Origin of the sequence: Spirosoma oryzae, from assembly GCF_003002825.1 — a bacterium.
Lineage (GTDB): Bacteria > Bacteroidota > Bacteroidia > Cytophagales > Spirosomataceae > Spirosoma > Spirosoma oryzae.
This window is the reverse complement of sequence record NZ_PVTE01000028.1, coordinates 1-25,646: the sequence shown is the minus strand read 5'-3', so window position 1 is coordinate 25,646 and position 25,646 is coordinate 1. Positions and strand designations below refer to the sequence as shown.

The following is a 25,646-nucleotide window of genomic DNA, read 5'->3' as shown; positions in this document are numbered from 1 at the left end:
ATCGTATTCGGTTTACGGTATACTGTTTCCGGTTTATTGCTGACGGTGATCACACGTCTACTGGCTGCGTAGAACCAGCCTGTTAAATACCCATCACACGATGATCGCTATCCGCTGATAACCGTAAACCGAAAACTGTATACGGACAACCGTAAAAGGCTATGTAAATTAGCGGTTTTTTGAGACAAGTATGCGGAGAAAAAATCATAAAGCCCCCGAACGACTATACGCGGTAACGGTCGCTGATGTGGCGGCCGAAGGCAAGTGTATCGTGCGGACCGAGGAGGGCGTCATTTTTGTGGAAAATCCCACGGGCGGGCCGGGTGTTGCCCCCGGCGACGTGGTCGACCTGCGGGTTACGAACAGGAAAAAACAGTACCGCGAAGCCGTAGCGGAGCGGGTAATCGAGCGGTCGGCGTTACGGACCGATCCGTTCTGCGAGCACTTCGGTACCTGCGGGGGCTGTAAGTGGCAGCACATTCAATACGACGAGCAACTGCGCTTCAAGCAGCAGCAGGTCGTCGATCACCTGACCCGGATTGGGAAGGTTGCGTTGCCGACGATTCGTCCGATTCTGGCGGCTCATCCAACAGAGTACTATCGCAATAAGCTGGAGTTTACCTGCGCGGATGGCCGGTGGCTGACGCAGGCCGAAGCCGCCACCGATTTACCGATGGACCCGCGTGCCGTGGGCTTTCACGTGCCGGGCCGGTTCGACAAGGTGCTGCCGATTCACCACTGCTACCTGCAGCCCGATCCGTCGAACGCCATCCGGCAGGCGGTTACGGACTATGTGTTTGCCAACGACATGAGTCTGTACAACCTGAAACAGCACGTGGGTTTTCTGCGGACGCTGATTATCCGTACGGCGGGTGGGCTCAACGGCGCACCGGGACAGGTGATGGTCACAGTGCAGGTAGCGCAGGACAATCCCGAACTACTGGATGGACTGATGAGTTTTCTACAATGTGAATTCCCCCAGATTACGTCGCTCAACTACATCTTGAATACCAAGAAGAACGACAGCTATCAGGATCAGACGGTAATCAACTGGGCGGGTAAGGCGTACATCGAAGAGTTTATGGACGACGGTAGCGGGACACCCCTGACGTTTCGGGTTGGGCCTAAATCGTTTTACCAGACCAACGCGCAGCAGGCCTATAATCTGTACAAGGTCGCCCGCGACTGGGCCGGCCTGACTGGTAACGAGCGCGTCTACGACCTCTACACCGGCACCGGTACGATTGCCCTGTTCGTTGCCCGGCGAGTGCGCGAAGTCGTTGGGGTCGAGTATGTCGAAGCGTCCGTTGCTGATGCCCGCATCAACGCGCAGGTCAATGGAATCAGCAACGCCAGCTTCTACGCGGGCGATATGCGTGACGTACTGACCGACGCGTTCTTCGATCAGCACGGCCGTCCTGACGTCGTGATTACTGACCCGCCCCGCGCCGGTATGGATGAAGCTGTAACGCGCCAGTTGCTCAAAGCCGCGCCCGAACGTATCGTGTACGTGAGCTGCAACACGGCTACACAGGCCCGCGATCTGGGTATTCTGGACGAAGCCTACGCCGTTACCGACGTCCAGCCCGTCGATATGTTTCCGCACACGCACCATGTCGAAAACGTGGTATTGCTGACAAAGCGGTAACCGTAAAAATAGAAAAGGGGCCAGTGTCAAAACTGGCCCCTTTTTACTGAATGATAGATGAATAGACTACTGGCATCCATCAAGACTAATCGATAAGTGCCAGTTCTTTAATCCGCTCAAAATGCTTCTTGTTGAGTGTAGCACAAGACAGATTGTTCGCAATGGCAGTGGCCGCGATGAAAAGATCGGCGATATCAATGAGATTTCGACTCTTCTTCAACGAACGGGTAAGATCAACGGCAACTTTAGCTGTCGCTTTGTCGAATGGTAAAACTGTCGTTCGGTCAAGAAAACTATTCCAAAAATCAATCTGATCCGGAGTAGCACCTGTATAAATCTCGTACTCTGTAACGGCAGATATACAATAAGTGTACCCTCTTCTCACGAGCGAAATCAGTACGGAGTTCGATTTATCAGTCTTTCGAAAGAAGTCAATCAATATAGACGTGTCAATGAGTATCAGGTTGTTCGCCATTGGTTGATATGCCTTCTGGTTTGATCAATCTCCTGAATTTGTTCGTCGGTAAACGTGGGAGCTGTCAATAAAAAAGCTTCAAGGTCTGACGGCTGATTTGGCGCCGTATAAGTTGTATCGACGGCTGATTTCAGCCTTACCCATTGCGTCGGTGTTAATCCTTTCGCTAGTTGCACCAACTGATCGAAGCTTATGTCTACCTGTATCTGCATAGCTGTGCTGAGAAGAAACACAATGTAAGTAATAAAGACTAAACGCGTGTCGGAAAACGATCAGTTCGGCGATCCATCCTGATCAGAACGGTGTCTCCTTGCTGGGATCGGCGTTGCCGAAGTTGGAGAGGTCGTTGGCTTTGCTGCGGAAGACGTTGCCACCGGCTGGGGGGGCGTCGAAGCTGCTTAGTCCATTCACCTCGGGGCTGAACCCTTGTGTCGCAACTGGCTCGAAGTATGAATCGAGGTCGCAGAACTTGGTGAACTTACCGACGAAGCGAAGCTGTACCGTATCCAGTGATCCACTCCGGTTTTTGGCAATGATGACTTCGCCGACGCCTACGGTCGAGTTGCCGTTTTCATCCTGCGTAATGTTGTAGTATTCAGGACGATACAGGAAGCAAACCATGTCGGCGTCCTGCTCGATCGATCCCGATTCGCGAAGGTCAGAGAGCTGTGGTTTCTTGTCACCTCCGCGCGTTTCAACGGCCCGACTCAACTGCGACAGGGCAATGACCGGTACGTTCAGTTCTTTGGCAAGGTTTTTCAAGGCCCGCGAAATCGACGCGATTTCCTGTTCGCGGTTTCCACCGGCCCGACCGCTTGAATCGCCTGACATCAGCTGAAGGTAGTCGATAACGACCATCTGAATGTCGTGCTGCGCTTTCAGACGGCGGCACTTGGCCCGCAGTTCCAGAATGGAAAGGGCAGGGGTATCATCGATAAAAATGGGCGCTTCGGTCAGCCGTTGAATCTTGTGGTGAAGCTGCGTCCACTCGTGTGGGGCCAGCGTTCCTTTCCGGATTTTCTCCGAATCGATCTCCGCTTCGGCCGAAATCAACCGGTTGACCAACTGCACCGACGACATCTCCAAGGAGAAAATAGCGACGGGTTTGCCGTGGTCGACAGCCGCATTCCGCAGGGCTGACACGACGAACGCCGTCTTTCCCATGGCTGGTCTAGCGGCTAAGATGATTAATTCGGTTGGTTGCCAGCCGGAGGTAACGCGGTCGAGGTTGGTGAAGCCGGAAGGTACCCCGGTCAGGCCTTCCTGATTTTTTTTGGTTTCGAGCTCGTTCAGCGCCTGCCGCACAATCGTACTCATGTCGGCATAGTTCTTCTTGATGTTCGATTCCGAAATCTTGAAGAGCGACTGTTCCGTACGGTCGAGTAGTTCGAACACGTCGGTCGTATCCTCGTAGGCGTCGCGCAGGATGGTCGACGACATGGCGATCAGCGCCCGTTTCAGCGCCTGCTCCGACACGACGCGGGCGTGGTACTCGATATTAGCCGCCGAGTTGACCCGGAACGTCAGTTCCGACACGAAGCCACCTCCGCCGACCAGTTCGATCTCGCCCGTTTTGCGCAGTTGCTGCGTCACGGTCAGCAAATCGATCGGATCGGAGTTGCCGAACAGCGTTAGGATGGCATTGTAAATGCGCTGGTGCGCGTCTTTGTAGAAGGTGTCCGGTTTGAGAATGTCGACTACGGACGAGAGCGCATCCTTTTCGATCATGAGGGCACCCAGTACGGCCTCTTCCAGATCGAGCGCCTGCGGGGGTAATTTTCCTAGCCCGGTATCGAGCCATTGATTACCAGCCTGTTGGCGATTGCCAGCAAAGCCTTGCTGCTTGCGAAAGTGCTGATTGGGGCGTGGGTTGTTCTCCATGATCTACTGCAAGTTTACAAAATTCAGGCCCGCAGGACAAGCCTTATTCCGCAAACACAGGTGGTAATCGACGTACTAGATGGACGTAACATTCTGGTAATGTTACGACTATCGCGTCAAAAAAAAGAGCGCTACCCGCAACGGCCGGCGGGTGTTTCGTCGTATCAGCTGGCGGGTGCAAAGCAGGTTGCTGTCTGTCAGGGTACTAACCCCATTGACTAGCTAAGGCGTGTAGTTTCCCGGAATCAGTTCGGGTTAAACAAAACGGCGGGTAGTGAATAAATTTCCGGTAAGTCGTGTTATATGCGTAGCGAAATCGCTTACTTTTCGGAATCACCTTTAAACGCAACGTATCGTTTGGTCGAAAAAGTCATCACCCTCGACAACATCTCGCTCATCGACTTTCTGGGCGTAGAGAATACGAATATCAAGGAAGTAGCTGCGGCCTTCCCCATGAGTAAAATTATTTCGCGCGGCAACGAAATCCGCATCAAAGGCACGACGCCCGAGATTGCCCGGATCAGCGACATTCTGGAGTCGTTGCTGGAGCACTACCAGCGGTACGGCAAGATTACGCACGACAACGTGCAAAGCTATCTAAGTCAGGGCGGAGCCGCGTCGACCGGCACGGTGCCACCGGTGCCGCCCAACGATGAGGAGGTGCTGGTGTACGGCAACCGGGGCGTGGTCGTCCGGGCGAAAACGGAAAACCAGAAAAAACTGGTCGAAGCGGCTGAGAAGTACGATCTGGTGTTTGCCACCGGCCCGGCAGGTACGGGTAAGACCTATACTGCCGTGGCGATTGCCGTGCGGGCGCTGAAGAATAAAGAAGTCAAAAAGATCATCATTACCCGACCGGCCGTCGAAGCAGGGGAGAACCTGGGTTTTCTGCCGGGCGATTTGAAGGAGAAAATCGATCCGTATCTGCGGCCGATCTATGATGCGCTGGACGACATGATCCCGGCCGAGAAGCTGAAGTTGTATCAGGAGAACCGGATTATCGAGATTGCCCCGCTGGCGTATATGCGCGGCCGAACGCTCAACAACGCGTTTATCTTGCTCGATGAAGCGCAGAATACGACGCCGATGCAGATGAAGATGTTTCTGACTCGTATGGGACCGTCGTCGAAAGCCATTATCACCGGCGACAAGTCGCAGATCGACTTGCCAAATAAGCAGAAGTCGGGTCTGGTCGAGTCGATCGACATCCTGAAGCCGATAAAGGGCATAGCATTTGTAGAACTGGATGGTAGTGACGTCGTTCGTCACCGACTCGTGCGTGAAATTATTACGGCTTATGAAAAAGCGGGGCAATAGCCTGAGCCATGTATTACCGAAAACCGGCTGGTCTGTACTGGCCGGTTTTTGCGTGTCTTTTTTTACCGCTACGGGCCTGTTGGCGCAGTCGGCCGAACCGTATCAGCAGCGCTGCGGTAGCGCAGAATACGAAAAGAGGGTACTTCAACTGCGCGATCCGAACCGACAGCGGAACATACAACTGTTGAATCAGCAACTTGATCAGGTACAGACGCAGCAGAAGTTTCTACGCCAATCCGCCAATCAAACCATTTACCGTATTCCGGTGGTGGTGCACGTCATTCACAGCAATGCCTCGGGAACGATCGGTGGGGCCAACAACGGCAACATCTCCGACGAGCAGGTAGCCTCGCAGATTCAGGTCTTGAACGAAGACTACCGGCGGCAGGCGGGTACGCCCGGCGAGAACACGACCGCCCTCAGTGCCGATGCCGGGATCGAGTTTTTCCTCGCCACGCGCGATCCTAACGGAAACGCCACCTCGGGCATCACCCGCCATTACTACAACCAGAAATCGTCGTTCAACGTTAATAATGACGACCTGCTGTTGTCGAGCATCGCCTATTGGCCCAGCAACCGCTACCTGAACATCTGGGTCACGACGCTCGACAACAACTATCTGGGCTATGGTCAGTTTCCCACGGGGGCCGATACTCTTCAGGGATTACCAACTAGCCAGAACGAACGTATCGATGGGGTGATGGTCGACCACAAGTTTTTCGGGCGACAGACGGGTACGGCAACGAGCAGTCTATATGGCTATGGCCGAACCGTGACCCACGAGATTGGGCATTGGCTGGGCCTGATTCATACGTGGGGTGACAACGATGGCTGTGCGGAAGATTATGTTTACGACACACCGCCGACCAAAGGGTCGAACCAGACGACACAATGCCGTACGACGTACTCAACCTGCTTTAACAATGTCCGTACGCGCGATCTGACCGAAGACTACATGGATTACTCGCCGGACCGCTGCATGAACCTGTTTACCGTGGGGCAGGTGGCCCGGATGCGGGCGGTTCTGCAACTGAGTCCCCGGCGGGTACAACTGATTAACTCCGTCGTTGTGCTGCCGGAAGCCGAGCGCCTGACAATCAATGTGTACCCGAATCCGGCCGCCAGCGACCCAACTGTCGACGTGCAACTGAAAGGGTCGCAATCATTTACGGTCATGTTGTACGACATGGCGGGGCGGGCCGTTCGGCAATACGCATACGCGAACTCGCCCAGCACGCGGGTAACCCTAACGACGACCGGCTTATCGGCGGGTATATACATCGTTCGCGTGAAGACCGACAGTGAAGCCGTCAGCAGCCGATTGGTGGTGAACTAGCTGTTTTCGGTCGTACAGTAGTCGGTTTACAGGGTCAGTTTATTATTTTGCGGTTTTCCCGAACGGATTTTCGGTGCGGTAGGTAAGGCAGGTGTCAGGTGATAGCTTGTCGTAAACTGTACAACCGAAAACCGCACACCCTATAGCCTGAACGTATGATCACTGTTTTTCCCGTTACCGATTCGGCAGATCTGGATGCCGCTTACGCCATTCGTCGGCGCGTATTTGTCGAGGAGCAAAACGTGTCGGCCGAGGACGAATACGACGAGTTCGAAACGACAAGCCAACACTTTCTGGCCCGTGTGGATGGGGTACCGGCCGGTACCGCCCGCTGGCGTCGCACGTCGAACGGTGTCAAGATGGAGCGGTTTGCCGTGCTGAGTGCGTTTCGGGGCGCAGGTGTTGGCAAGGCGCTGGTTCGTACCGTGCTCGATGCCGTATTTAGCCAGCTACCCGAACCAATCGAAAGTATTTACCTGCATGCCCAGCTGACGGCGATGCCCCTCTACGCCGGCTTTGGCTTCCTACCAATCGGCCCGCAGTTCGATGAATGCGGTATCATGCACGCCAAGATGATTCTCCCTGCGTCGGCCTATCCCAAACAATGACCGTACTGCCGTTCGTGCGCGCCGTCGCCGGGCTGGCGGCTGGTATTCTGCTCTACATCTGGTTACCCGATCAGTACTGGCTACCCGCTGTGCTGGCCGTGGTCGGGAGCGTTCTCATTGGTTGGCTGTTGGTGCGAAACGCGTTCCGGCAGGCGGGCGTCGTACTTGGCGTTGCGCTGACCGGGCTACTAATGGCGCTGGGTTGGGGAGTAACCTGGCTGCATACGGCCCGCAACGATGCCGACAACCTGATTCACCTGAGCGATACACTGCGGGCGTACGAGGGTGTCGTGACGGCGCAGCCCGAAGAACGCGCCAAAACGTACCGCGTCGAACTGGCCGTGACCCAGGGACGGTGGGGGCCTACTGCCGACTGGCAACCGCTGAGCGGCCGGGTGATCGTGTACCTGGACAAAACCGCCGGTATCTTGCCGCGTTACGGCGAAGTATGGCTGGTCAACGGAGCGCCCCGCCTGATCGATCCGCCGTTCAACCCCGGCGAATTCGATTACAAGACGTACCTGAGCCGCCGGAACATCTATCATCAGCAGTACCTGCGCCCCTGGCAGCGCCGGGTGCTCGGTGTTGACCCGCCCAATCGATTGACCGCGACCGCAATACGCGTCAATCAGTGGGCTGATAGCGTGCTGACCCGGCAGATCGGTACGCGGGCCGAGTACGGCATCGTCAACGCCATGATCCTGGGCGTGCGCGACGATCTCGACTCGGACCAATACCGGGCCTATGCCACGGCCGGTGCCGTCCATATTCTATCCGTATCGGGCTTGCACGTGGGTATCCTGTTTTTCGTGCTTACGTGGCTGATCGGTATTACGGCCGGCAAGCGCGACGACCGCGTCTGGCTGATCGCACTGCAACTGGCCGTGCTCTGGTTTTATGCGCTGATGACAGGCTTCTCGCTGCCGGTGCTGCGGTCGGCGGCTATGTTCTCCATGCTGCTGCTGGCGAAGGCGCTGCAACGCCGGGCACCGACGGGGCATTCGCTGAGCGTGGCTTTGTTTTTTATGCTGCTCTACGACCCATACGCCCTATTTTCGGCGGGATTGCAACTGTCGTCGCTGGCGGTGCTGGGCATCGGCATGTGGCAGTCGCCCCTGTATCAGTCGCTGACGTTTCGGTACGGGTGGGCCAACAAGCTCTGGCAGATTACGGCGGTGGCGCTGGTGGCACAGCTCGTTACGTTTCCGCTGGGCGTTTATTATTTTCATCAGTTCCCGACCTACTTCCTGCTGGCCAACCCGGTGGTGATGGTCCTGTCAATGGCGTTGCTGCCGCTGGCTATGGCGACGCTGGCCTTTAGTTGGATGCCGTACCTGAACGATGCACTCGGTTGGGGTGTGCAGAAAACGGCCTGGTTACTCAACGAAGCCGTCAGCTGGACGGGGCAGTTGCCAGGTGCTGCCTGGGATAACCTGTGGCTGTCGCCGGTCGAGTTAGTGCTGATTTACGCCGTCATCCTGCTGGGCGCTACGCTGCTATTGAGTCGTAACCAGAACTGGCTGTGGCCGCTGAGCGCTACGACGCTCGTGCTGGTGGTCCTGATGCTAGTAAGCGACACCGATCAGTTAGGCCAACGTCGGCTGGCCGTTCATTTTCTGCCCCACCGCACGGCCGTTAGCGTCACCACGGGTAAGCGTAGTCGATTGCTCACCGATCTTGATACGACTGATCAGCGCTCTTACGACTTTTACCTGAAAAATACATTCGGTAGCTGGGGTATTGCGAACCCGGAGTGGGTCGACATCCGGCACGCGTCGCTGAACAGCGCTGACAAACCTGCTGTCGTTTATCGTCGTGATTACAGCCTGCTGGTCTGGCAGGGACGGTCAGTGCTGCTTGTCAACCGGCTGTCGGATTACCACCGCTGGCGATTACCCGCCGTAGTCGACTACCTGATTATTCGTCGGAATGCCCTGCGCGACTGGAATCAGCTGGCCAATCGTGTGGTTGCCCGGCATATCATTTTCGACGATTCCAGTCGTACCCCACTGACGGATCAATTACTGGCGGACGCAAAAAAGCGCCACATTGCCTGCCACTCGGTTCGGCAAATGGGCGCTTATGTTAGTGAGTTTTAGGTTTTCGGTATACGGTATACAGTTTACAATTTATGGTGGTTTTCGGACGATGCCTGTCTTATAAAGCTGGGCTGCGTTACCCCACCGTAAACTGAAAACCGTATGCCGAAAACTTACTGTCCTGCCTTACCTGTCGAATCGGGACCTGTCTTTTTGGGTGCGGGTGGGCGGTAGCCGCCGATCTCCTTCTGCATGACTTCCTTCTTCGACTGGTACTGTTCCCACTGTTCGGGTGTCAGAATCGTCTTCAACTTGTCTTCCTTTTCTTCGTTGAACATCAGCATCGACTCCTTGATCTGCTTGATCGTTTCGGGCGAGGGGCGACCGCTGGTGTTGGTGCCGACGATGTCTTTGATGGCGTCCTGCTGAACTTTCGCGTATTCGTTGTTCAGGCTCTTTACCTCTTTCGCCTGGTCTTTTGTCAGCGACAGATTTTCCTTGAGCCACTTGGTTTCCTTGTTGGCCATATCGCCGGCAATGTTGGGTATGCTGGCACGGGGGCTGCTTGGTTGCCCCATCTGGCTGCCCATACCACCCATCCGGCCCCCATAGCCGCCGTAACCACCCCCATAGCCGCCATACTGACCAAAGCTCTGGCGGGTAACAAATACACACAGCGTCAGGCTGAGCGCACACATAAACGTATGCATGTACAAAGTCATAGTCGAAAACGATTACCGATTTAACGCCCCAAGTTCGGTAAAAGTTAGCTTTTCCAGTGTATTCAGTTGTTTTCCGCGTCGGAGATGATTGTTTTAGAAGCGGTACGCACCCGTCAGGCCAACGGTAGCCAGATTGATGTTTGCCATGACCGTGTAGGTCGGCGACGAGTCAGGATAGCCGTACTGTGCTTCGACTGCCAGGCCCGGAATCGTTTCCAGGTTGACATACCATCGACTGTTGAAGTTGTATTGCACCCCCAGCACGTAGCCGATGCCGATGCGGGGTGTAACCAGGGTATACTGATCGATCGTGTTAGCGTTACCAACGGCAATAACCGACAGTGACGCGTTGACTTCAGGGCCATGAATAAATTGCAGCCGGTCGTCGAGGTCTTTCCGAAACTCGGTACCGATGGCCGCACCCGCCGTATACTGACTTAGGGTCGCCGGACTTTTGATGTTTACCGTTGCGTCGACAAAGCCCAGCCGGTAACGCCGATAGCGGTTTTCGGCCAGTTGCTTTTTGTAGATGAAACCCGCGTTGAGGGGGTTGCCGAGACTGGATCGCAGACCGATTTCCCGCTTCATGGGTGTCTGTGCGTGAACAGTACCGTAGGTGGCAATCAACAGGAGGGGGAGTAGATAGAACAGGCGCATCGGTATGGTCGTTTAGTTGCGTTGTAACCCACGAAAAACTGGATTGCCGGGTATGCTGCCGACATCGATTTAAGCATAATTAACAAGCTTATTTTGCCCCGACCAGGACAAACTTTTCGCGCAGACAGACCGTTCCCTTACTGTATGGAGACAGCCGAAAAAATACGTAAAGCTTACGTCGATTATGTGCTGGAAACGGGGCAGCAGCCCACCACCGTTTTTCAGTTCGCCAAAAAGCTGAAACTGGCAGAAGCCGACTTTTATAATGACTACGCATCGTTCGACGCCATCGAAGCTGACGTCTGGCTGGGTTTGTTCGAGCAGGCCCGCAAGACAGTCGATGCCGACGAAACCTATCAGGGCTATTCGGTTCGCGAGAAGTTGCTGGCCTTCTACTATACCTGGATCGAGTTGCTGAAAGCGCAGCGCAGCTTCGTCGTCTACAGCTACGGGCGGCTCAAAGGCGATACGGCCGGGGCGACACCCATGCAGAAAGCGCGGGCTCGCAACAAGGCTATGCGTAATCAGGTGCTGCACCCATTCAAGGACGCCTTCTACGATTACGCCCGCGATCTGCTGGCCGAAGGACGCGAAAGCAAAGAAGTGGAGCCCCGCCCGTTCGTGACTGATCGCTATCCTGACGCGCTTTGGGCGCAAACCCTGTTCGTACTCGATTTCTGGGTGCGCGACGTCAGCAAAGGGTTTGAAAAAACCGACAGTGCCATCGAGAAAGCCGTCAATACCGCATTCGATCTGATCGGTCGCTCCCCCCTCGATACCCTGTTCGACTTCGCCAAGTTCGTGTACCAAAATAAATGAGCAGATGAGTGAATGAGTGAATTAGCGAATACCAAGCATTCACTCATTCGCTCATTCGCTAAATCACTCATTGCTTTATGAAAACGCAGACCTCCGTTCCGACGACCAAAGTTGCCCGTGCCAGCCAGTTTGTGAAAGCAGGGATGAAGGTCGGCGGGAATTATATCAAGCATTACAGCAAGAAACTGCTCGACCCCGATCTGTCGAAGGAAGAGTTGCATAAAGACAATGCCGCCGACATTTATGATGCACTGAGCGAACTGAAGGGTTCGGCCCTGAAGATGGCGCAGATGCTGAGTATGGACCGGGGGCTGCTGCCGGTTGCGTATACCGACAAGTTTACGATGGCGCAGTACTCGGCACCCCCGCTGTCGGGCCCGCTGGTTGTCAAGACGTTTCGCACTTACTTTGGCAAAAGTCCGTCGGAGCTGTTCGATAAATTCGGGATGGACGCCGTCAATGCCGCCAGCATCGGGCAGGTGCATCAGGCGTGGAAAGATGGAAAGAAGCTGGCGGTAAAAGTGCAGTACCCCGGTGTGGCCGACGCGGTCAGTTCCGACCTGAAAATTGCCAAACCGCTGGCCGTTCGCTTGCTGAACCTCAACGAGCGCGACATTGACCGGTACATGGGCGAGGTGGAGTCGAAGCTGCTGGAAGAAACCGATTACGGCCTTGAGCTTCGGCGGAGCATCGAAATCTCGGAAGCCTGTGCCCACATTCCCAACCTGGTCTTTCCGAAATACTACCCCGACCTGTCGTCAAAGCGAATCCTGACGATGGACTGGCTCGACGGGCTGCACCTGAAAGAATTCCTGAAGACGAACCCGTCGCAGGAAGTGCGCGATCGTATCGGGCAGGCCCTGTGGGATTTCTATGATTTTCAGATCCACACCCTACGGCAGGTACATGCCGACCCGCACCCCGGTAACTTTCTGATGCGGGCCGACGGTACGATGGGCGTCATCGACTTCGGCTGCGTGAAGGTCATTCCCGATTTCTACTACGATAATTACTTCCGGCTGATCAACCCCGATACGATCGAGGACGACGTGCTGACGGAGCAGATTTTCGATAACCTGGAGTTTTTGACCCCGCAGGACTCGCCAAAAGACCGGGCGTTCTTCTCCGACCTGTTCAAGCAGATGATCCGGATGCTGGGAGAGCCGTTCGCCGTCGATCATTTCGATTTCGGCGACGATGAGTACTTCAACAAAGTGTACGCCTTCGCCGAGGGGCTGGCCCACGTTGAGGAATTGAAAAGCTCAAAAGTGGCGCGTGGCTCGCAGGACGGTCTGTATGTCAACCGCACGTACTACGGCCTGTACGCCATGCTGAACGAGTTGAAAGCCCGCGTCGTGACCAACAAGCCCGAGTGGCTCCGCTCGAAGAAGACCGCTGATTGTCCTGAACTGTGATTTGTATGATTGAGATGATTTCACTGATTTAATAAAGAAAATCACAGCCCATCAGCGTAATCCTACAAATCACAGTTCAGAACAATCTTTAACTGTGATTCGTCTAATGTCTATGATTGTCCTGATTTTCTAGGAATCAATGTGATCAGCGTAATCAGACGAATCACAGTTCAGACAATCTTAAACTGTGATTTTTATGATTACGCTGATTGGCTATGATTGGTCTGAGTTGTGATCTTTGCGGGTGAATTGAGTTTCCTGATTTTCTAGATAATCATAGTCAATCAAAGCGATCAGACGAATCGCAGTTCGGACAATCTTTAACTGTGATTCGTCTGATCGTTTTGATTGCGTTGATTTCAAAAATCACAGCCTATCAGCGTAATCAAATAAATCACAGTTCAAGACACAGTTCAGGACCACCGTAAACTACACATTGACACATGGCTCGTCCCCGGTTCGACGATATTTTTATGAATTTGGCGGTTGACCTGGCCAAACGATCGCATTGCATCAAAGCGCAGGTCGGCGCGGTGCTGGCGCGGGACACGCGTATCATCTCGATTGGCTACAACGGTCCGCCCGCCGGTACACACAACTGCGACGAAGAATTTCCCGGTGTGGGCTGTCCGCGCGACTCGAAAGGGTCATGTTCGCTGGCGTTGCATGCCGAACAGAACGCCATTCTGTATGCCGCTAAAAACGGCGCTGCCATCGAAGGCGCAACCATTTACGTCACGCTGTCGCCCTGTATTGCCTGCGCCCGGATCATTTACAGCATGAAAATCGCGCGGGTCGTTTACCTGAATTCCTATGCCGCTTACAAAGGTATCGGCGTCGATGAAGGCGTCGAATTCCTGCGCCGGTTCGGTGTGACGGTCGAGCGATACGCAGCGGCCGATCAGCCGGCACTGGCCGAAGAAGGGAACCCCGGTCAGCCTGACGTCGTTCGTCAGGGGGCATGAACATTCTCGCACACGCGTACCTGTCGAATCGCAACGACGACTGGCTGATCGGCAACTTTATCGGTGATTTTATCAAAGGTGACCCGGCCAGCCCACGGCACGGACTGCGACCGGCTGAGGTCGAGGGGGTTCGTATTCACCGGACTATCGACGCGTTCACCGATAGCCACCCGGCCGTTGCGGTTGTGCGCGACCTGTTGCGCCCGCGCTGCCACAAGTATGCGGGTGTTGCCGTCGACGTCTTCTTCGATCACATGCTGGCGACCCAGTTTTCGGCACTGACCGGCGAACCACTCTCGCCATTTACGACGTATTTTTACACGACACTGCGCCGACATGGTGACCGGCTACCACCGTCGGCCCGCCGGATGTTCGACGCCATGGTTCGCTACGACTGGGTCGCGAGTTACCAGACCACGACGGGAATCGATCAGGCGCTCAACGGTATTGCCCGCCGGACGCCCTACGTGTCGGGTCTGGATACGGCCGTCGACGATCTGATTCGGTTTTACGAACCGATCCGGGCGCAGTTCAATCGGTTCTGGCCCGAACTCGTTGCCCACGTAGCTGCCTTCCGGGCCTGAACCGACCACTAAAAACCGCAAACCGACTACCGAATTGATTGCCGCCGTTGACACCCTGCTGAAAGATATCCGGAACAAACGCATTGCCCCCGTTTACCTCATACACGGCGACGAACCGTACTACCTGGACCGTGTTGCTGATGAACTCGAAAAAGTGGCCGTTCCGGTTGCGGAGCGCGGATTCAACCAGTTTGTGCTGTTCGGGAAAGATGCTGATGTTGGGGCTGTGATCAACTACGCCCGGCGCTACCCGTTCATGGCCGAGCGGCAGTTGGTACTCGTCAAGGAAGCCCAGCAACTGGCTGGTATCAACGATAAATCGGCGCAGACGTTGTTGGAAGATTACGCGCTGAACCCGCTGTCCAGCACGATTCTGATGCTGTGTTACACGAAAGAAGACGGCAAGCCCGGTCTTGACGAGCGCAAGGCCTGGGTGAAAGCGTTCGGCAACAAAGGCAAGCTGCTGGGCATCAAAAAACTGTACGACAACAAGATTCCCGATTGGGTCGGCGAATATTGCCGCGAACAGGGGACGAAAGTAAGCCCCAAAGCCTGTCAGCTCCTAGCCGACCATATTGGTAATGACCTGAAACGGCTGGCCAGCGAAATCGATAAGATCATGATCAACCTGCACGTCGGCGAAGAGATTTCGGCGGCAACCGTCGAGCGGCTGGTTGGTATCAGCAAAGAATACAACGTGTTTGAATTGCAGAAAGCGCTGGTGGGGCGCGATGTGGTGAAGTCCAATCAGATCGTTGATTATCTGGGCAAAAATGCCAAAGACAACCCGCTGGTAGTGGTGCTGGCGCAACTGTTTGCGTATTTCAGCAAGGTGATTCTGGTGCAGGCCAGCAAAGATCAGTCGGAGAAGGCGCTGGCGGGCGTGCTGGGGGTTAACCCGTTTTTTGTGAAAGATTATCTGTCGGCGGCCCGCACGTTTCCGCTGCCGAAAGTGGCCGCGATCATTCACGCCATCCGCCGGGCCGACGCGCTAAGTAAAGGCATCGACGCGCCTACTATGAACGAAACCGACATCCTCCGCGAGCTGGTATTCGATATATTGCACTAAAAGATGGCGCTATTCGCCAAGTCCCTGTGTCATGCCGCGACGAGCCGATCGATTATCCGGCAGGGTGTCGGTGTGAACACCGTGTAAGTTACGCTGGCGGAAAACTGGTGTGCGATCCTTATCGAAAGCAGTGGCGCAATCCCGCATTGGGGTAGGACGCAGGTAGTAACAGATTTGTATGTCGGAAGCAATCGGTGTATTGAAAGATATCGTATGGGGGATGGCTATCTTTATCGGTGGACTGGTCGGTTTGCTGGCTGTCGTAGTTATTTACCTTGACCTAACCAGGCTCCCGGACCCCGACATACAGCTTGGACGGGTCGACCGTGATACTACGTTCTACATCGGTAAATCAGAAAGCGATCCCGGAAGCGGTGTCACCATATCCCTGTTGGCCACCGGGTTGCTGGATACATCGGGCGCTTCGGTATTGATCGAGTACACGAGACCACCGGCTACGGCTACCGATTGTAAGTTGCCTACCGGTCCGGTCGACCAGATTTATGGCAGTGATTTCTACGATAACCGAGCCAAAGTGACGTACCGGCACGGGGCCGTGCAACATGGGCATCTGCGCCTGCGGTTCGTCTTTGCCTATCCGCCCAAAGAATGGGGCAAGCACCCTATGAAGTGATAGGTCTGCGGTTTGATTGGCTTTACTTAACCACATATCATGCGAAAATTAATCTGTATCTGTCTGGGTTTACTGATTGCCCATGCATCAACGGCGCAATCTGCATCGAAGCCGAAACTGCGGGTTACGCCACTGACAGATGGCGTGTATGTACATACCACCTACGGTATGTATCAGGGCGAACCCGTGCCGTCGAACGGGCTGATTGTCAATACCAGCGACGGCGTCGTGCTGATCGACACGGGCTGGGATACCAAAGACAGTACCGACAACACCTGGCAACTACTTCGCTGGGTGGCCGACAGCTTACGACAACCCGTCCGGCTATGCATCGTCACCCATTCGCACGACGACAAAGTGGGTGGCATTGGCGAGTTGCGGAAAGCAGGCATACGGGTCGTCAGTACGGCCTTGACGGCGCAGAAAACCGTGGCGTCCGGCTACGAATCGCCGGAGGACATCCTCCCCGCCGACACTACCTTTACCATCGGCAACGTGCCCATTCGGACGTACTTCCCCGGTGCCGGGCACACGAGCGACAACATCGTGGTCTGGTTACCCAGGCAGCAGATTCTGCACGGTGGCTGCTTCGTGAAAAGCGTGGCTGCTTTCGGACTGGGCTATATTGGCGAGGCCAACCTGTCGGAATGGAGCAAGTCGGTTCGGCGGGTGATGGATCGGTTTGGTAAGGCGAAATGGGTCATCCCCGGCCACGACGAGTGGACGGACACCAAAGCACTCGAACACACCTTACAGCTGCTCTCGAAACACGCAGCTGCGCAACCCCACCGATAACGTATACGCAACCAGTCTACTCCTTTGCTACCGATGAAACAGATCGACAAACTTGCCTGGGTCGAGTTGAACGACAAAACCATTCTGCTAACAAAAAGCTACGGGAAAGATGTCTTTTATATTCCCGGTGGTAAACGGGATGCTGGCGAAACCGACGAGCAGGCGCTACTCCGGGAAGTATGCGAAGAGCTGACCGTATCACTTGATGAAAAGACATTACAATACATTGGCACGTTCGAAGCACAGGCGCATGGTCAGCCGGAAGGCGTTACCGTGAAAATGACCTGCTACTCGGGTAAGTACCACGGACAGCTACAAGCAAGTTCGGAAATTGAAGAAATCGCGTGGTTTACCCACGCCGACAAAGACAAAGTCGCAGGCGTCGATAAATTGATTTTCGACTATTTGTATGAAAAGGGATTCTTGGGGTAATAGAAAGGTGGTGTAAGGGAAGCTGTGTCTTCTTAAGAACACTCTATATAGATAGTCAAGCCACGTCTGATAGGTCCTCTTCAAGGTTTCGGGTAATTTTGCTACATGGAGACAGGCGTTTACATTCCTATTATTTCAGATTACGGCTTCAAAGCTACTTTCGGTAACGAAGCTGACAGTTTGTTCCTTCGTACAGCGTTGCAGGCCCTTATCAAATCAGATACACCCATCCGAGAAGTACATTTCGATAAGAATGCTTTCGAAGCTCTGACTATCGACAGCCGGAGTGGCATTTTTGATTTAGCTTGTACAGACGAAAACGGTAGTCAGTTCATTGTCGAAATGCAATTAGGTTTAGCCCCACATTTTGTGCAACGCATGAAGTTTTACGCCCTGCACAAGTTCAATACCGTTGTGGAGCGGGGCGAGTTCGATTATGCAAACTTGCCTAAAATCTACGCCATTGCCATTCTAGCCAAGAATATTTTGCCAATGACCCATTTTCACACCGTTGCTAACCTGCGAAGTGAGGAAGGTGAAATCATTGACAACCAGATGACGTTTATTACCGTAGAATTGGCTAAGTTTCACAAGCAAGTGGCTGAGATTCAGACTGACTTAGAAAAACTGGTTTATACTATGAAGACGCTCCATACAACCGAACCTACGCAGTACCCCGCTTTCTGGAATGAGGAATGGCTTAAGCGGGCTATTAATGAGTTAGACACTCGAAAAATGACTCCGGAGGAGCGGGCTTATTTTGCCCGTGTGACAGCGGCTAATGCTGAAGCGGTCAATGCTGAGAAGCAGAAAATTCAAGAAGCAAAGTTGGAAGTTCAGATGAATGCTGTAGCAAACCTATTAGGTTTAAACACTTTAACTGTTGAGCAGATAGCCAATGCTATTGGTGTTTCGATTGACTTTGTACTTGAGGTACAAAAGATGAACACTGATAAATTTTAATTTTTCCATTTCGTCTCTCTAGCGACAGGCAGCATGTTCCTTGGCGAAATTGGCACCCAGCTGGCCATATGTGTAAAGGCTTTCTACGGTCGCCATTAGCGCATGGTGGCGTTGGAGCGTTCAAGCATAGAGGCTTATGTGCCAGTATCTTGGTCACTGTCCGCGTTTGATGTATAAGGCTCAGTCAAGCGACAGGCTAGCCGCTCAGGTTGGGACAACCTAACAAGCGGGTCATATTATAGTCAGCAGAATAACAAGCTGTTTTTAAAGGGCCTAGGTTAGGTTTTTATAGCATCGTGAACGTGAGAGGTCGGCAAGAAATAGTTCGGGACTTGGTTTTGTTCCAGCAGGGGTTGTCTGTCTTGGTTACCGAGTTAAGTTATTATCCCTGGGATTGCCCAACAGCCTTATATATAATAGACCAGCAGGATTTATCCTCGGTAATTCATCGCTGCCTAGTAGATGAAGTCACTTTTCAAGACTTAGCGGATTGGGCCAACACCATTGAATGTCGTGACGACGTAGCATACCGGAATTTGAACCTGGAACAGATCATATTAGAGTTAGCTAATCCAATAGTCTTTGGCCCACTTTCTAAAGCAAACCTATTGGTTATTTATAAACGGTTACTTCGCTGATTTCTGAATGTTGACTGTGTGGAAAGTAGTGCTGTGCTGCATCTACAAACGGCGGGTCTATCTAAACCGCGCAAACCACACAGTTCATGAAAAAACAACTAGCCTTTCTTGGGGGATTCGTATTGCTACTGAGTGCCTGTTCCAGTTCGAAATCGCCGGTCAACCGCACGGATGGGAAGGCGGTTGGGACGGCGGGGCAGACGAACGCGGTGAATGGCGTCTGGCGCTTCGTGCGGAACGTTGGTGGGGCTGCTACCTCGCCAGACAGGAAAATAAAGCTTATACGCGATAAACACTGGATGTTCTCCCAGTGCGACCCGGCAACCAATATCACGTTGTATCATCACGGCGGCACCTATCTGCTGGATGGAAATTCGTATGCCGAGACAATCGACTACGCCAACGAAACAACCGGTGGCCTGATTGGACAGACGTACCGGTACAACATCAACGTCGTCGGAGACACCATGACCTTGACCGGGCCGTTCAACGAAGTCTGGGCGCGCGTTAAGTAAGACCGCCCGGCGGTCGCCGAAGTACCTTGGCCGTCAGTCAGGTACCGCCGTGGTTGGCTGGGTGGGGAGGTAGACGCTGAACGTCGCTCCCTGATCGGGTTGGCTGCGGGCCGTGATAAAGCCCCCGTGGTTAATGGCTATGCGCTGACAGATCGCCAACCCAATGCCGGTTCCCTCATATTCACCTTTGGTGTGCAAGCGCTGGAACACCTGAAAGATACGGGACTGGTATTTTTCGTCGAACCCAATACCATTGTCGATAACGTCCACGCGGTAGTAGCTATCAACCAGTTGGGGCGGGCGTTCACTGGGCGGAATCGTATCCGACGGCACCGCTGTACAGCGAATCTGAATATGTACCGCCTGACCGGGATGCCGGAACTTCAGCGCATTACTCAACAGGTTCTGGAACAACTGACTCAACTGGAAATAATGACCCCATACGGTGGGTAGTGGGTCGATGTCCAGGTGTGCATCGGCTTCGCTCAGCGAGATTTCCAGCGCGTCGCAGGCCGTCGACACCGATTCCGTCAGCGCAACGGCCTGGCGTTCGGGTTCGGCGTTGTCGAGTTGCGAGTAGGTCAGCAGCGCCCGGATCAGCGTCGACATACGCGCTGCGGCTACCTGTATCCGCGTCAGAAAATTGACTTCCTGTTCACCAGTTACCTCCGTCAGTCGCCCCTGAAGCAGATCGCTGAACTGCTGAATTTTGCGCAACGGCTCCTGCAAATCGTGGCTGGCCACGTAGGCAAACTGTTGCAGGTATTCGTTGGAGCGCTGTAGGCGAATAACCAGCGTTTCCAGCTCAGCGGTCCGTTGCCGGACTTGTTCATCCAGCTCTTCCGCCAGCTGACGGTAGCGGGCTTCGCTGGCAGCCACCGCCTGCGACGACGACCGACGCAGGGCTTCGAGACTGATCTGCGCCCTTACTTTGGTCAGCAGTTCAGCGGCCGAGAACGGCTTGACCAGGTAATCGTCCGCGCCGGCTTCCAATCCGTCGATGCGCGCTTCCTGACCAGCTCTAGCCGATAGAAAGATCAACGGAATGAGTGCGGTAGCGGGATTCTGCCGGAGTTGCCGTATCAGTTCTTTCCCGTCCATGACGGGCATCATCACGTCGCTCAGAATCAACTGGGGTGTCAACGTGCGGAGCTGATTCAGCGCATCGGCACCGTGGACGGCGGTATGCACCGTGAAATAGGGCGACAGCAAGCGGGCCAGGTATGCCCGCATATCGGCGTTATCGTCGACGATCAGCACATGCCCGTCCGTTTTCGTCAAAGCCGCGTCGTCGTCGGCATCACCAGCAGCGGCTGGCGCGACTTCGTCCAGCATGGACGTGGCTTCCTGTAAGAACGAATCGGCCAGTGTGCTCAGCGATCCTTCCGCCAGATCGTCGCTGACCTGCGCGGCCGGTAGATGCGCGCGACCCAGCGGAATCTGCACGGTGAAGGTACTGCCGACCCTCTCCACGCTGCTGACACGGATCGTACCCCCGTGCAGATGCACCAGTTCCTGCACCAGCGACAGGCCGATACCGCTGCCTTCAAACGATCGGCCACCCGCGTTCTCGACCCGGTGGAAGCGCTCGAACATATGTGGTAACTCGGCCGCCGGAATGCCCACGCCGGTATCGGTGACGGCTAATACGGCCTGCTCATTTTCGGCCGTCAGACTAACCCGGATGGACCCCTGAAGCGTGAACTTAAAGGCGTTGGACAGCAGGTTGAGTACGATTTTCTCCCACATCTCCCGGTCCACGTAAGCCGTCGACGGGAGCGGCTGACAATCGACAAATAGCTGCAAACCGGCCCGTTCCAGCAGGGAGCGAAAATTACTCGCCAGTTCCTGCGTCAGGCCCGCCAGTTCGACCGGCTGAAAATGTGAACGGGTTCGTCCGGCTTCGATACGGCTGAAATCGAGCAGGTTGTTGACCAGCTTCAGCAGGCGTAGCGCGTTGCGGTGAGCCGCTATCACGGGGGCCTGAATGCTGGCGGGTTGCTGTTCCAACTGCTGCCGAAGTTCGTCGAGCGGCCCCAGCATCAGCGTCAGTGGAGTACGAAATTCGTGGCTGACGTTGCTGAAAAACGCCGTCTTGGCCCGGTCGATGGCGGCCAGTGCTTCGGCCCGCTGCTGTTCCTGCTGGTAGGCGTGTACGTTGGAAAACGCCGTGTTAAATGTGTTGCACAGCAGATCGTAGAACGTCTGGTAATCTGCGTCCAGTGCACGTCGGGAACTGACCCCCGCCAGTACGAAACCGACCGGCTGGTCTTGTGACGGCAGCGTTATGGGTAGTCGGACGGCCGTGTGGGGTGTCTCGGGGTAGGGTCCGGCCGGAACATAACTGAGCTGATCGCTCAAGTCCGTGATGACCCGTACCTCGTCAAGATTGGCCAGCCACGGCGTTGATTTGACGGCGAGTTCGGTCAGATCTGTAGGTAGTACCTCGTCCGGCAGGAGGCCGCAACGGCACACCAACGTAGCTTGTTGCCCGTCAGGACTCAGTTCGTAGAAAAGCAGAAAGGGCAGATCGAGATTAAACAGCGATTGCGCATCCAGCATACTATCGTAGATCGCCTGCTGGGACTTGGCCTGCGCCGTACGGGTCGCCACGTCGCGCAGTACCTGCGTGCGCCGGGCACTGAGCATCTTATCGGTGGTCTCGGTGATGGGGTGGAAAATGCCCCCGACCTGCCCCGACTCATCCCGGATCGGCGCGAACGAAAACGTCATAAACGATTCTTCCAGGTAGCCATACCGGTCGAGAAACATGCGCTGATCCTGGATATACGTCCCCTGGCCCTGCTGCCCCCGCGTGAACGCATCGCCCACCACCGGCAGGGCGGTTTCCCAGCAGATCCGGAAATTCTGCCCCATCGATTCCGGGTGCTTGGCTCCGCAGATGGGACGGTAGCTGTCGTTGTACAGCTGAATGGTCTCCGGCCCCCAGGCAATCAGAATCGGAAAGGTCGAGGAAAGGCACAGACTGACCGAGGTGCGCAGGCTTTGTGGCCAGGTCTCGATGGGCCCAAGGGGGGTAGTCGCCCAGTCTTTCGAGCGAATCAACTGTCCCATCTCGCCACCCCCGGCAAGAAACGATTCGGAGGAGTCTGAAATCTCGGTACTGACCATACGCGTATTCATGATTCACTAACTGCCCGCAAGGCGGCATCCCCAAACCACAATATTAAGCCGGTTTCGGGACTTAAAACACAGTGAGAATCGATCATATAAGGGTACTGCCCCGTTTTGTTATCTACGGGCGTGGTTGCCGGCCAGCGTATTGATATCAAAAGTGTGTAGTAAATAAAGCTACTCGTCGCGGCTGTATCGGGTACGAATCCGATGGGCAGCAGAGTAGGCTAGTTCATCGACCAGCTCGTCGTACAACTGCCAGCGGGAGGGGACAAGCAGACTGGCGGTGGCCAGCGAGTGACCGTTGAGGGCGCGGGTGTCGCCGGAGAACGTTTCCCAGACGGTTTCCCAGCGACGCGTTTCGTCGACCGGATTGTTCCAAAGTACCTGACCACTACCAACGTCGATACCCTGCACGCGCATGATCATACCGGCACTGATGTGTCGCCTGAACGTCGTCAGTGTGCCTTTTACTTTCTCCAGGATGTCGACTTTCGTAGAGTCATTGATCTTTTTCTCGCCGACCTTATACGCCTTATCACTGTAAACGGTTGTGCTGGACGAGGTCGTAACGTCGTTGTAGGGCGTGTAATCGACGACCTGCATCCGTACCGCCTGATGAATCGGAAAGCCCTCGGCTAGTGGCGCTCCGTCGACAATACTGGCCTGCACCTGCTCCGGTGCGTACAGCCGGACAAAGGTCGACGGCGGGGTGTTGATCGATAGCTTACGCAGGATGAGCCGCTGGATGGCCAGATTATCGCCGGCACTGACCTCCCGGCTCGGACTAACCGGTTCGATGGCAACCCGCAGCAGCGCATAGGGGAACGCATCGTCGGCGCGGGCGCGGGACTGCTGATAATCAGGTACCCAGTCGGCCGCTTTCTGGTAGTTTACAAAGGCGTCCTTTGCGGCCAGTCGATCGGTCAGGCGGAAAGCGTAGGCCTGCTCAGCCCGTTCGTAGCGATCGGCAGCGGCCAACTGGCGGGTTTCCAGCAGACGATCCTGGTACGAGGCCGGGTAGGGAGCCAGCCAGTCGGCACAGGCGGAGCAGGTCCGGGCGTCGTCGGTCAGTTTTTGCAGGGCGTTGTAACTACTCAGAACGGCTTCCCAGCGAAACGGCTGACTGGTATTGGTCGCCAGCCGACGAATCGTGGTCTGGTGCTGCTCGTAGGCGAGCACGAAGGCCTGCCGGAGTACGTCGGACGCCAACCCGTGTCCGCGCTTGCTCAGGCCCGGCTTCTGCTGAAGGCGCTGCGACGCTCGTTTGACGGCTACATCAAAATGACCGTGACGAAGGGCTGTCCGGCCACTGCTGCATCCGGTCAGCAGGGCAATCAGGAGAAGGAGGGGGGCGTAGCGAGACATGGTTAAACGAGGGGGTGGTTCCGTGCATTGGACCGCATACCGTAGGGAAGGGTTTATCGCCGGTTGTAAAAAACAGGCCGGGATAGCATCAGATTCGGACGATTGCGCGTACTTCGATTCTGAAAACTACCGACTCGCCCGTTCCTACTGTACTGCCCTCTGATGACTCCTGCGCCCCCCATAACCATCAAGGATATTGCCCGGCAATTCAACTGCTCACCCTCGACGGTATCGCGGGCGCTGAACGACCATTATGCCATCAGCGAAGATACGCGACGGAGCATTCAGCAATACGCGCAGCAGGCCGGGTATCAGCGTAACCTGGTGTCGCTCAGTCTGCTCAACAAACTGTCGGGCGTGCTGGGGATTATTGTGCCGACGATCAGCGATAGCTATGAATCGTCGGTGATCGAAGGGCTGCATACGGTGTTGCAACCACTGGGGTACTCATTGACGATCTGCGTAACGGGCGAATCGCGGGCGCTGGAAGCCGAGCACGTGCTGCGGCTGCTGGCCAACCGGGTCGAGGGTATCTTTCTGTCGGTCGCGCAGGAAACCTACGATTCCGCCCGCTACGATCATCTGACGATGGTGCTGCAACGGCAGATCCCGCTCGTGCTGATCGACCGCGACTACGCCGGACTCCCCGTGAGCCGGGTTACGGCCGACGACTACCACGGTGCCTGGGCCGTAGTTGAGCACCTGATTCAGATGGGGTGCCGACGCATCGCCCACCTGCGTGGACCCGCCGGCCTGACCGTGTCGGAGCAGCGATTTGCCGGTTATGTCGACTGCCTGACACATTACGGTCTGCCCCGCTGCGATGAACTGATTCTGCCTACCAACTTCCAGATCGACAGCGCCATCGAACCGACCCGGCACCTCCTCGACCGGGCTGAGCGCCCCGACGCCATCTTCGGGGTCAACGATCAGGTGGCTATCGGCGCGATGCGCGTACTCACCGAGCGGGGCTTACGCATCCCCGACGACGTAGCGGTTGCCGGTTTCGACAATGCGCCCGTGGCAGCCTATACCAATCCGTCGCTGACGACAGTAGCCCGGCCGGGACGGGAAATCAGCAGCGAAGCCGCCCGGCTGTTTCTGCGTCACAAGCAAACGCCCGATCAGGCCCCGGTCGAAAGCGTCGTGCTCCCCGCCCAACTGATCGTACGCGAGTCGTCGCGCCGGGTGGTGTAGTGGACGAACGTGGCAGCCCGGCTATCGTGGCCCATTACCTACCGCGAAGCATTTCATACTAGGGATACTGCGCTATCGTTTGCTCTACCCCCCCAGCCCTGCCCTAAAGGGCAGAGCTGGGGGGGCTTAATTTAACGCTGATTGTGGCCAAATTTCCTTCGGTCGAAATACCCCCCGGCCCCCTAAAGGGGGAGCAGTTCATGCGCTAGTTTCTCCCCCTTTAGGGCAGGGCTGTTAAGTTCTTGATTTGCTACTACTAGAAGCCAAATTTCCTTCGGTCCATTTATTCCCCAGCCCCCTAAAGGGGGAGCGTTCCACGAAGAAACAACTCCCCCTTTAGGCTAATCTTGTAGGGGTTTTAATTCGGATTGAGTCCATAACCTAGTTTGATGAAATAAAAACGCTCCACTGCCTGACTCAACACCCTGAGACCA

23 protein-coding genes are annotated in these 25,646 nt (G+C 55.2%); 16 read left to right on the top strand and 7 right to left on the bottom strand.

The genetic code is table 11. The features are described from left to right. Nucleotides 1–190: 190 nt before the first annotated feature. Nucleotides 191–1,648, top strand: coding sequence for a 23S rRNA (uracil(1939)-C(5))-methyltransferase RlmD (gene rlmD / locus CLV58_RS23315; RefSeq protein WP_106140249.1), 1,458 nt, complete (start codon nt 191–193; stop codon nt 1,646–1,648). Nucleotides 1,649–1,733: 85 nt separating this feature from the next. Here rlmD and CLV58_RS23310 read toward each other — a convergent pair whose 3' ends face one another. From CLV58_RS23310 to dnaB, 3 genes are all read right to left on the bottom strand, one after another. Further along, nucleotides 1,734–2,123, bottom strand: a complete 390-nt coding sequence (locus CLV58_RS23310; protein WP_106140248.1) for a type II toxin-antitoxin system VapC family toxin — start codon at nt 2,121–2,123, stop codon at nt 1,734–1,736. Beyond that, nucleotides 2,108–2,335 (bottom strand): hypothetical protein, encoded by a 228-nt coding sequence (locus tag CLV58_RS28165; RefSeq protein ID WP_146141518.1) that lies wholly within the window; start codon nt 2,333–2,335, stop codon nt 2,108–2,110. The genes CLV58_RS23310 and CLV58_RS28165 overlap by 16 nt, the downstream gene beginning before the upstream one ends. A gap of 82 nt (nt 2,336–2,417) precedes the next feature. Further along, entirely contained in the window at nt 2,418–4,004 is a 1,587-nt protein-coding gene (dnaB, locus tag CLV58_RS23305; protein WP_106140247.1) for a replicative DNA helicase, read from the bottom strand. A gap of 357 nt (nt 4,005–4,361) precedes the next feature. Here dnaB and CLV58_RS23300 point away from each other — a divergent pair, with 357 nt between their 5' ends. The 4 genes from CLV58_RS23300 (at nt 4,362) to CLV58_RS23285 (ending at nt 9,364) form a co-directional block, all read left to right on the top strand. Continuing rightward, on the top strand, nt 4,362–5,321 hold the full coding sequence (locus tag CLV58_RS23300) for a PhoH family protein (protein WP_106140279.1): 960 nt from the start codon (nt 4,362–4,364) through the stop codon (nt 5,319–5,321). Further along, nucleotides 5,302–6,657 carry a M43 family zinc metalloprotease gene (locus tag CLV58_RS23295; RefSeq protein ID WP_106140246.1) on the top strand — a complete coding sequence of 452 codons (1,356 nt, stop codon included), beginning with the start codon at nt 5,302–5,304 and terminating at the stop codon, nt 6,655–6,657. The genes CLV58_RS23300 and CLV58_RS23295 overlap by 20 nt, the downstream gene beginning before the upstream one ends. Nucleotides 6,658–6,812: 155 nt before the next feature. Then, entirely contained in the window at nt 6,813–7,265 is a 453-nt protein-coding gene (locus tag CLV58_RS23290; RefSeq protein ID WP_106140245.1) for a GNAT family N-acetyltransferase, read from the top strand. Then, the gene (locus tag CLV58_RS23285; RefSeq protein ID WP_106140244.1) at nt 7,262–9,364 is read left to right on the top strand and encodes a ComEC/Rec2 family competence protein; all 2,103 of its coding nucleotides are present in this window, start codon (nt 7,262–7,264) and stop codon (nt 9,362–9,364) included. The genes CLV58_RS23290 and CLV58_RS23285 overlap by 4 nt, the downstream gene beginning before the upstream one ends. 113 nt (nt 9,365–9,477) lie before the next feature. On the opposite strand, the gene CLV58_RS23280 is transcribed toward CLV58_RS23285, so the two are convergent. After that, nucleotides 9,478–10,026 (bottom strand): hypothetical protein, encoded by a 549-nt coding sequence (locus tag CLV58_RS23280; RefSeq protein WP_245882435.1) that lies wholly within the window; start codon nt 10,024–10,026, stop codon nt 9,478–9,480. 93 nt (nt 10,027–10,119) lie between these two features. After that, entirely contained in the window at nt 10,120–10,683 is a 564-nt protein-coding gene (locus tag CLV58_RS23275; RefSeq protein WP_106140242.1) for a hypothetical protein, read from the bottom strand. Between the two features lie 144 nt (nt 10,684–10,827). Here CLV58_RS23275 and CLV58_RS23270 point away from each other — a divergent pair, with 144 nt between their 5' ends. The 10 genes from CLV58_RS23270 to CLV58_RS23225 all read left to right on the top strand — a co-directional run bounded on the left by CLV58_RS23270 (nt 10,828) and on the right by CLV58_RS23225 (nt 19,512). Beyond that, the gene (locus tag CLV58_RS23270) at nt 10,828–11,502 is read left to right on the top strand and encodes a TetR family transcriptional regulator C-terminal domain-containing protein (protein ID WP_106140241.1); all 675 of its coding nucleotides are present in this window, start codon (nt 10,828–10,830) and stop codon (nt 11,500–11,502) included. A 77-nt stretch (nt 11,503–11,579) separates the two neighbouring features. Then, nucleotides 11,580–12,917, top strand: coding sequence for an ABC1 kinase family protein (locus CLV58_RS23265; protein WP_106140240.1), 1,338 nt, complete (start codon nt 11,580–11,582; stop codon nt 12,915–12,917). 443 nt (nt 12,918–13,360) lie between these two features. Further along, nucleotides 13,361–13,882 (top strand): deoxycytidylate deaminase, encoded by a 522-nt coding sequence (locus CLV58_RS23260; protein WP_245882434.1) that lies wholly within the window; start codon nt 13,361–13,363, stop codon nt 13,880–13,882. Next, nucleotides 13,879–14,466 (top strand): acyl carrier protein phosphodiesterase, encoded by a 588-nt coding sequence (locus tag CLV58_RS23255; RefSeq protein WP_106140239.1) that lies wholly within the window; start codon nt 13,879–13,881, stop codon nt 14,464–14,466. The genes CLV58_RS23260 and CLV58_RS23255 overlap by 4 nt, the downstream gene beginning before the upstream one ends. Before the next feature lie 34 nt (nt 14,467–14,500). Continuing rightward, on the top strand, nt 14,501–15,535 hold the full coding sequence (holA, locus tag CLV58_RS23250) for a DNA polymerase III subunit delta (protein WP_106140238.1): 1,035 nt from the start codon (nt 14,501–14,503) through the stop codon (nt 15,533–15,535). A gap of 178 nt (nt 15,536–15,713) precedes the next feature. Next, nucleotides 15,714–16,169, top strand: a complete 456-nt coding sequence (locus CLV58_RS23245; RefSeq protein WP_106140237.1) for a hypothetical protein — start codon at nt 15,714–15,716, stop codon at nt 16,167–16,169. Between the two features lie 39 nt (nt 16,170–16,208). Beyond that, nucleotides 16,209–16,964, top strand: coding sequence for a subclass B1 metallo-beta-lactamase (gene bla, locus CLV58_RS23240; protein WP_106140236.1), 756 nt, complete (start codon nt 16,209–16,211; stop codon nt 16,962–16,964). Nucleotides 16,965–16,997: 33 nt separating this feature from the next. After that, the gene (locus CLV58_RS23235) at nt 16,998–17,396 is read left to right on the top strand and encodes an NUDIX hydrolase (RefSeq protein WP_106140235.1); all 399 of its coding nucleotides are present in this window, start codon (nt 16,998–17,000) and stop codon (nt 17,394–17,396) included. Between the two features lie 105 nt (nt 17,397–17,501). Beyond that, a complete protein-coding gene (locus CLV58_RS23230; protein WP_106140234.1) occupies nt 17,502–18,359 on the top strand; it encodes an Rpn family recombination-promoting nuclease/putative transposase in 858 nt (285 codons plus the stop codon). A gap of 724 nt (nt 18,360–19,083) precedes the next feature. Next, entirely contained in the window at nt 19,084–19,512 is a 429-nt protein-coding gene (locus CLV58_RS23225) for a hypothetical protein (RefSeq protein ID WP_106140233.1), read from the top strand. Between the two features lie 33 nt (nt 19,513–19,545). Here the strand turns inward: CLV58_RS23225 and CLV58_RS23220 are convergent, their stop codons facing one another. Both CLV58_RS23220 and CLV58_RS23215 read right to left on the bottom strand, forming a co-directional pair. Continuing rightward, on the bottom strand, nt 19,546–22,656 hold the full coding sequence (locus tag CLV58_RS23220) for an ATP-binding response regulator (RefSeq protein WP_245882433.1): 3,111 nt from the start codon (nt 22,654–22,656) through the stop codon (nt 19,546–19,548). A gap of 168 nt (nt 22,657–22,824) precedes the next feature. Beyond that, nucleotides 22,825–24,015, bottom strand: coding sequence for a hypothetical protein (locus CLV58_RS23215; protein WP_106140232.1), 1,191 nt, complete (start codon nt 24,013–24,015; stop codon nt 22,825–22,827). Between the two features lie 162 nt (nt 24,016–24,177). Between CLV58_RS23215 and CLV58_RS23210 the strand changes: the two genes are divergently transcribed. Next, nucleotides 24,178–25,212 carry a LacI family DNA-binding transcriptional regulator gene (locus CLV58_RS23210; protein WP_106140231.1) on the top strand — a complete coding sequence of 345 codons (1,035 nt, stop codon included), beginning with the start codon at nt 24,178–24,180 and terminating at the stop codon, nt 25,210–25,212. Nucleotides 25,213–25,646: the final 434 nt, after the last annotated feature.

Coding starts and splice junctions, on each gene's coding strand:
- rlmD (WP_106140249.1), top strand. CDS start 191: ATGCGGAGAAAAAATCATAAAGCCCCCGAACGACTATACGCGGTAACG.
- CLV58_RS23310 (WP_106140248.1), bottom strand. CDS start 2,123: ATGGCGAACAACCTGATACTCATTGACACGTCTATATTGATTGACTTC.
- CLV58_RS28165 (WP_146141518.1), bottom strand. CDS start 2,335: ATGCAGATACAGGTAGACATAAGCTTCGATCAGTTGGTGCAACTAGCG.
- dnaB (WP_106140247.1), bottom strand. CDS start 4,004: ATGGAGAACAACCCACGCCCCAATCAGCACTTTCGCAAGCAGCAAGGC.
- CLV58_RS23295 (WP_106140246.1), top strand. CDS start 5,302: ATGAAAAAGCGGGGCAATAGCCTGAGCCATGTATTACCGAAAACCGGC.
- CLV58_RS23290 (WP_106140245.1), top strand. CDS start 6,813: ATGATCACTGTTTTTCCCGTTACCGATTCGGCAGATCTGGATGCCGCT.
- CLV58_RS23285 (WP_106140244.1), top strand. CDS start 7,262: ATGACCGTACTGCCGTTCGTGCGCGCCGTCGCCGGGCTGGCGGCTGGT.
- CLV58_RS23280 (WP_245882435.1), bottom strand. CDS start 10,026: ATGACTTTGTACATGCATACGTTTATGTGTGCGCTCAGCCTGACGCTG.
- CLV58_RS23275 (WP_106140242.1), bottom strand. CDS start 10,683: ATGCGCCTGTTCTATCTACTCCCCCTCCTGTTGATTGCCACCTACGGT.
- CLV58_RS23270 (WP_106140241.1), top strand. CDS start 10,828: ATGGAGACAGCCGAAAAAATACGTAAAGCTTACGTCGATTATGTGCTG.
- CLV58_RS23265 (WP_106140240.1), top strand. CDS start 11,580: ATGAAAACGCAGACCTCCGTTCCGACGACCAAAGTTGCCCGTGCCAGC.
- CLV58_RS23260 (WP_245882434.1), top strand. CDS start 13,361: ATGGCTCGTCCCCGGTTCGACGATATTTTTATGAATTTGGCGGTTGAC.
- CLV58_RS23255 (WP_106140239.1), top strand. CDS start 13,879: ATGAACATTCTCGCACACGCGTACCTGTCGAATCGCAACGACGACTGG.
- CLV58_RS23245 (WP_106140237.1), top strand. CDS start 15,714: ATGTCGGAAGCAATCGGTGTATTGAAAGATATCGTATGGGGGATGGCT.
- bla (WP_106140236.1), top strand. CDS start 16,209: ATGCGAAAATTAATCTGTATCTGTCTGGGTTTACTGATTGCCCATGCA.
- CLV58_RS23235 (WP_106140235.1), top strand. CDS start 16,998: ATGAAACAGATCGACAAACTTGCCTGGGTCGAGTTGAACGACAAAACC.
- CLV58_RS23230 (WP_106140234.1), top strand. CDS start 17,502: ATGGAGACAGGCGTTTACATTCCTATTATTTCAGATTACGGCTTCAAA.
- CLV58_RS23225 (WP_106140233.1), top strand. CDS start 19,084: ATGAAAAAACAACTAGCCTTTCTTGGGGGATTCGTATTGCTACTGAGT.
- CLV58_RS23220 (WP_245882433.1), bottom strand. CDS start 22,656: ATGAATACGCGTATGGTCAGTACCGAGATTTCAGACTCCTCCGAATCG.
- CLV58_RS23215 (WP_106140232.1), bottom strand. CDS start 24,015: ATGTCTCGCTACGCCCCCCTCCTTCTCCTGATTGCCCTGCTGACCGGA.
- CLV58_RS23210 (WP_106140231.1), top strand. CDS start 24,178: ATGACTCCTGCGCCCCCCATAACCATCAAGGATATTGCCCGGCAATTC.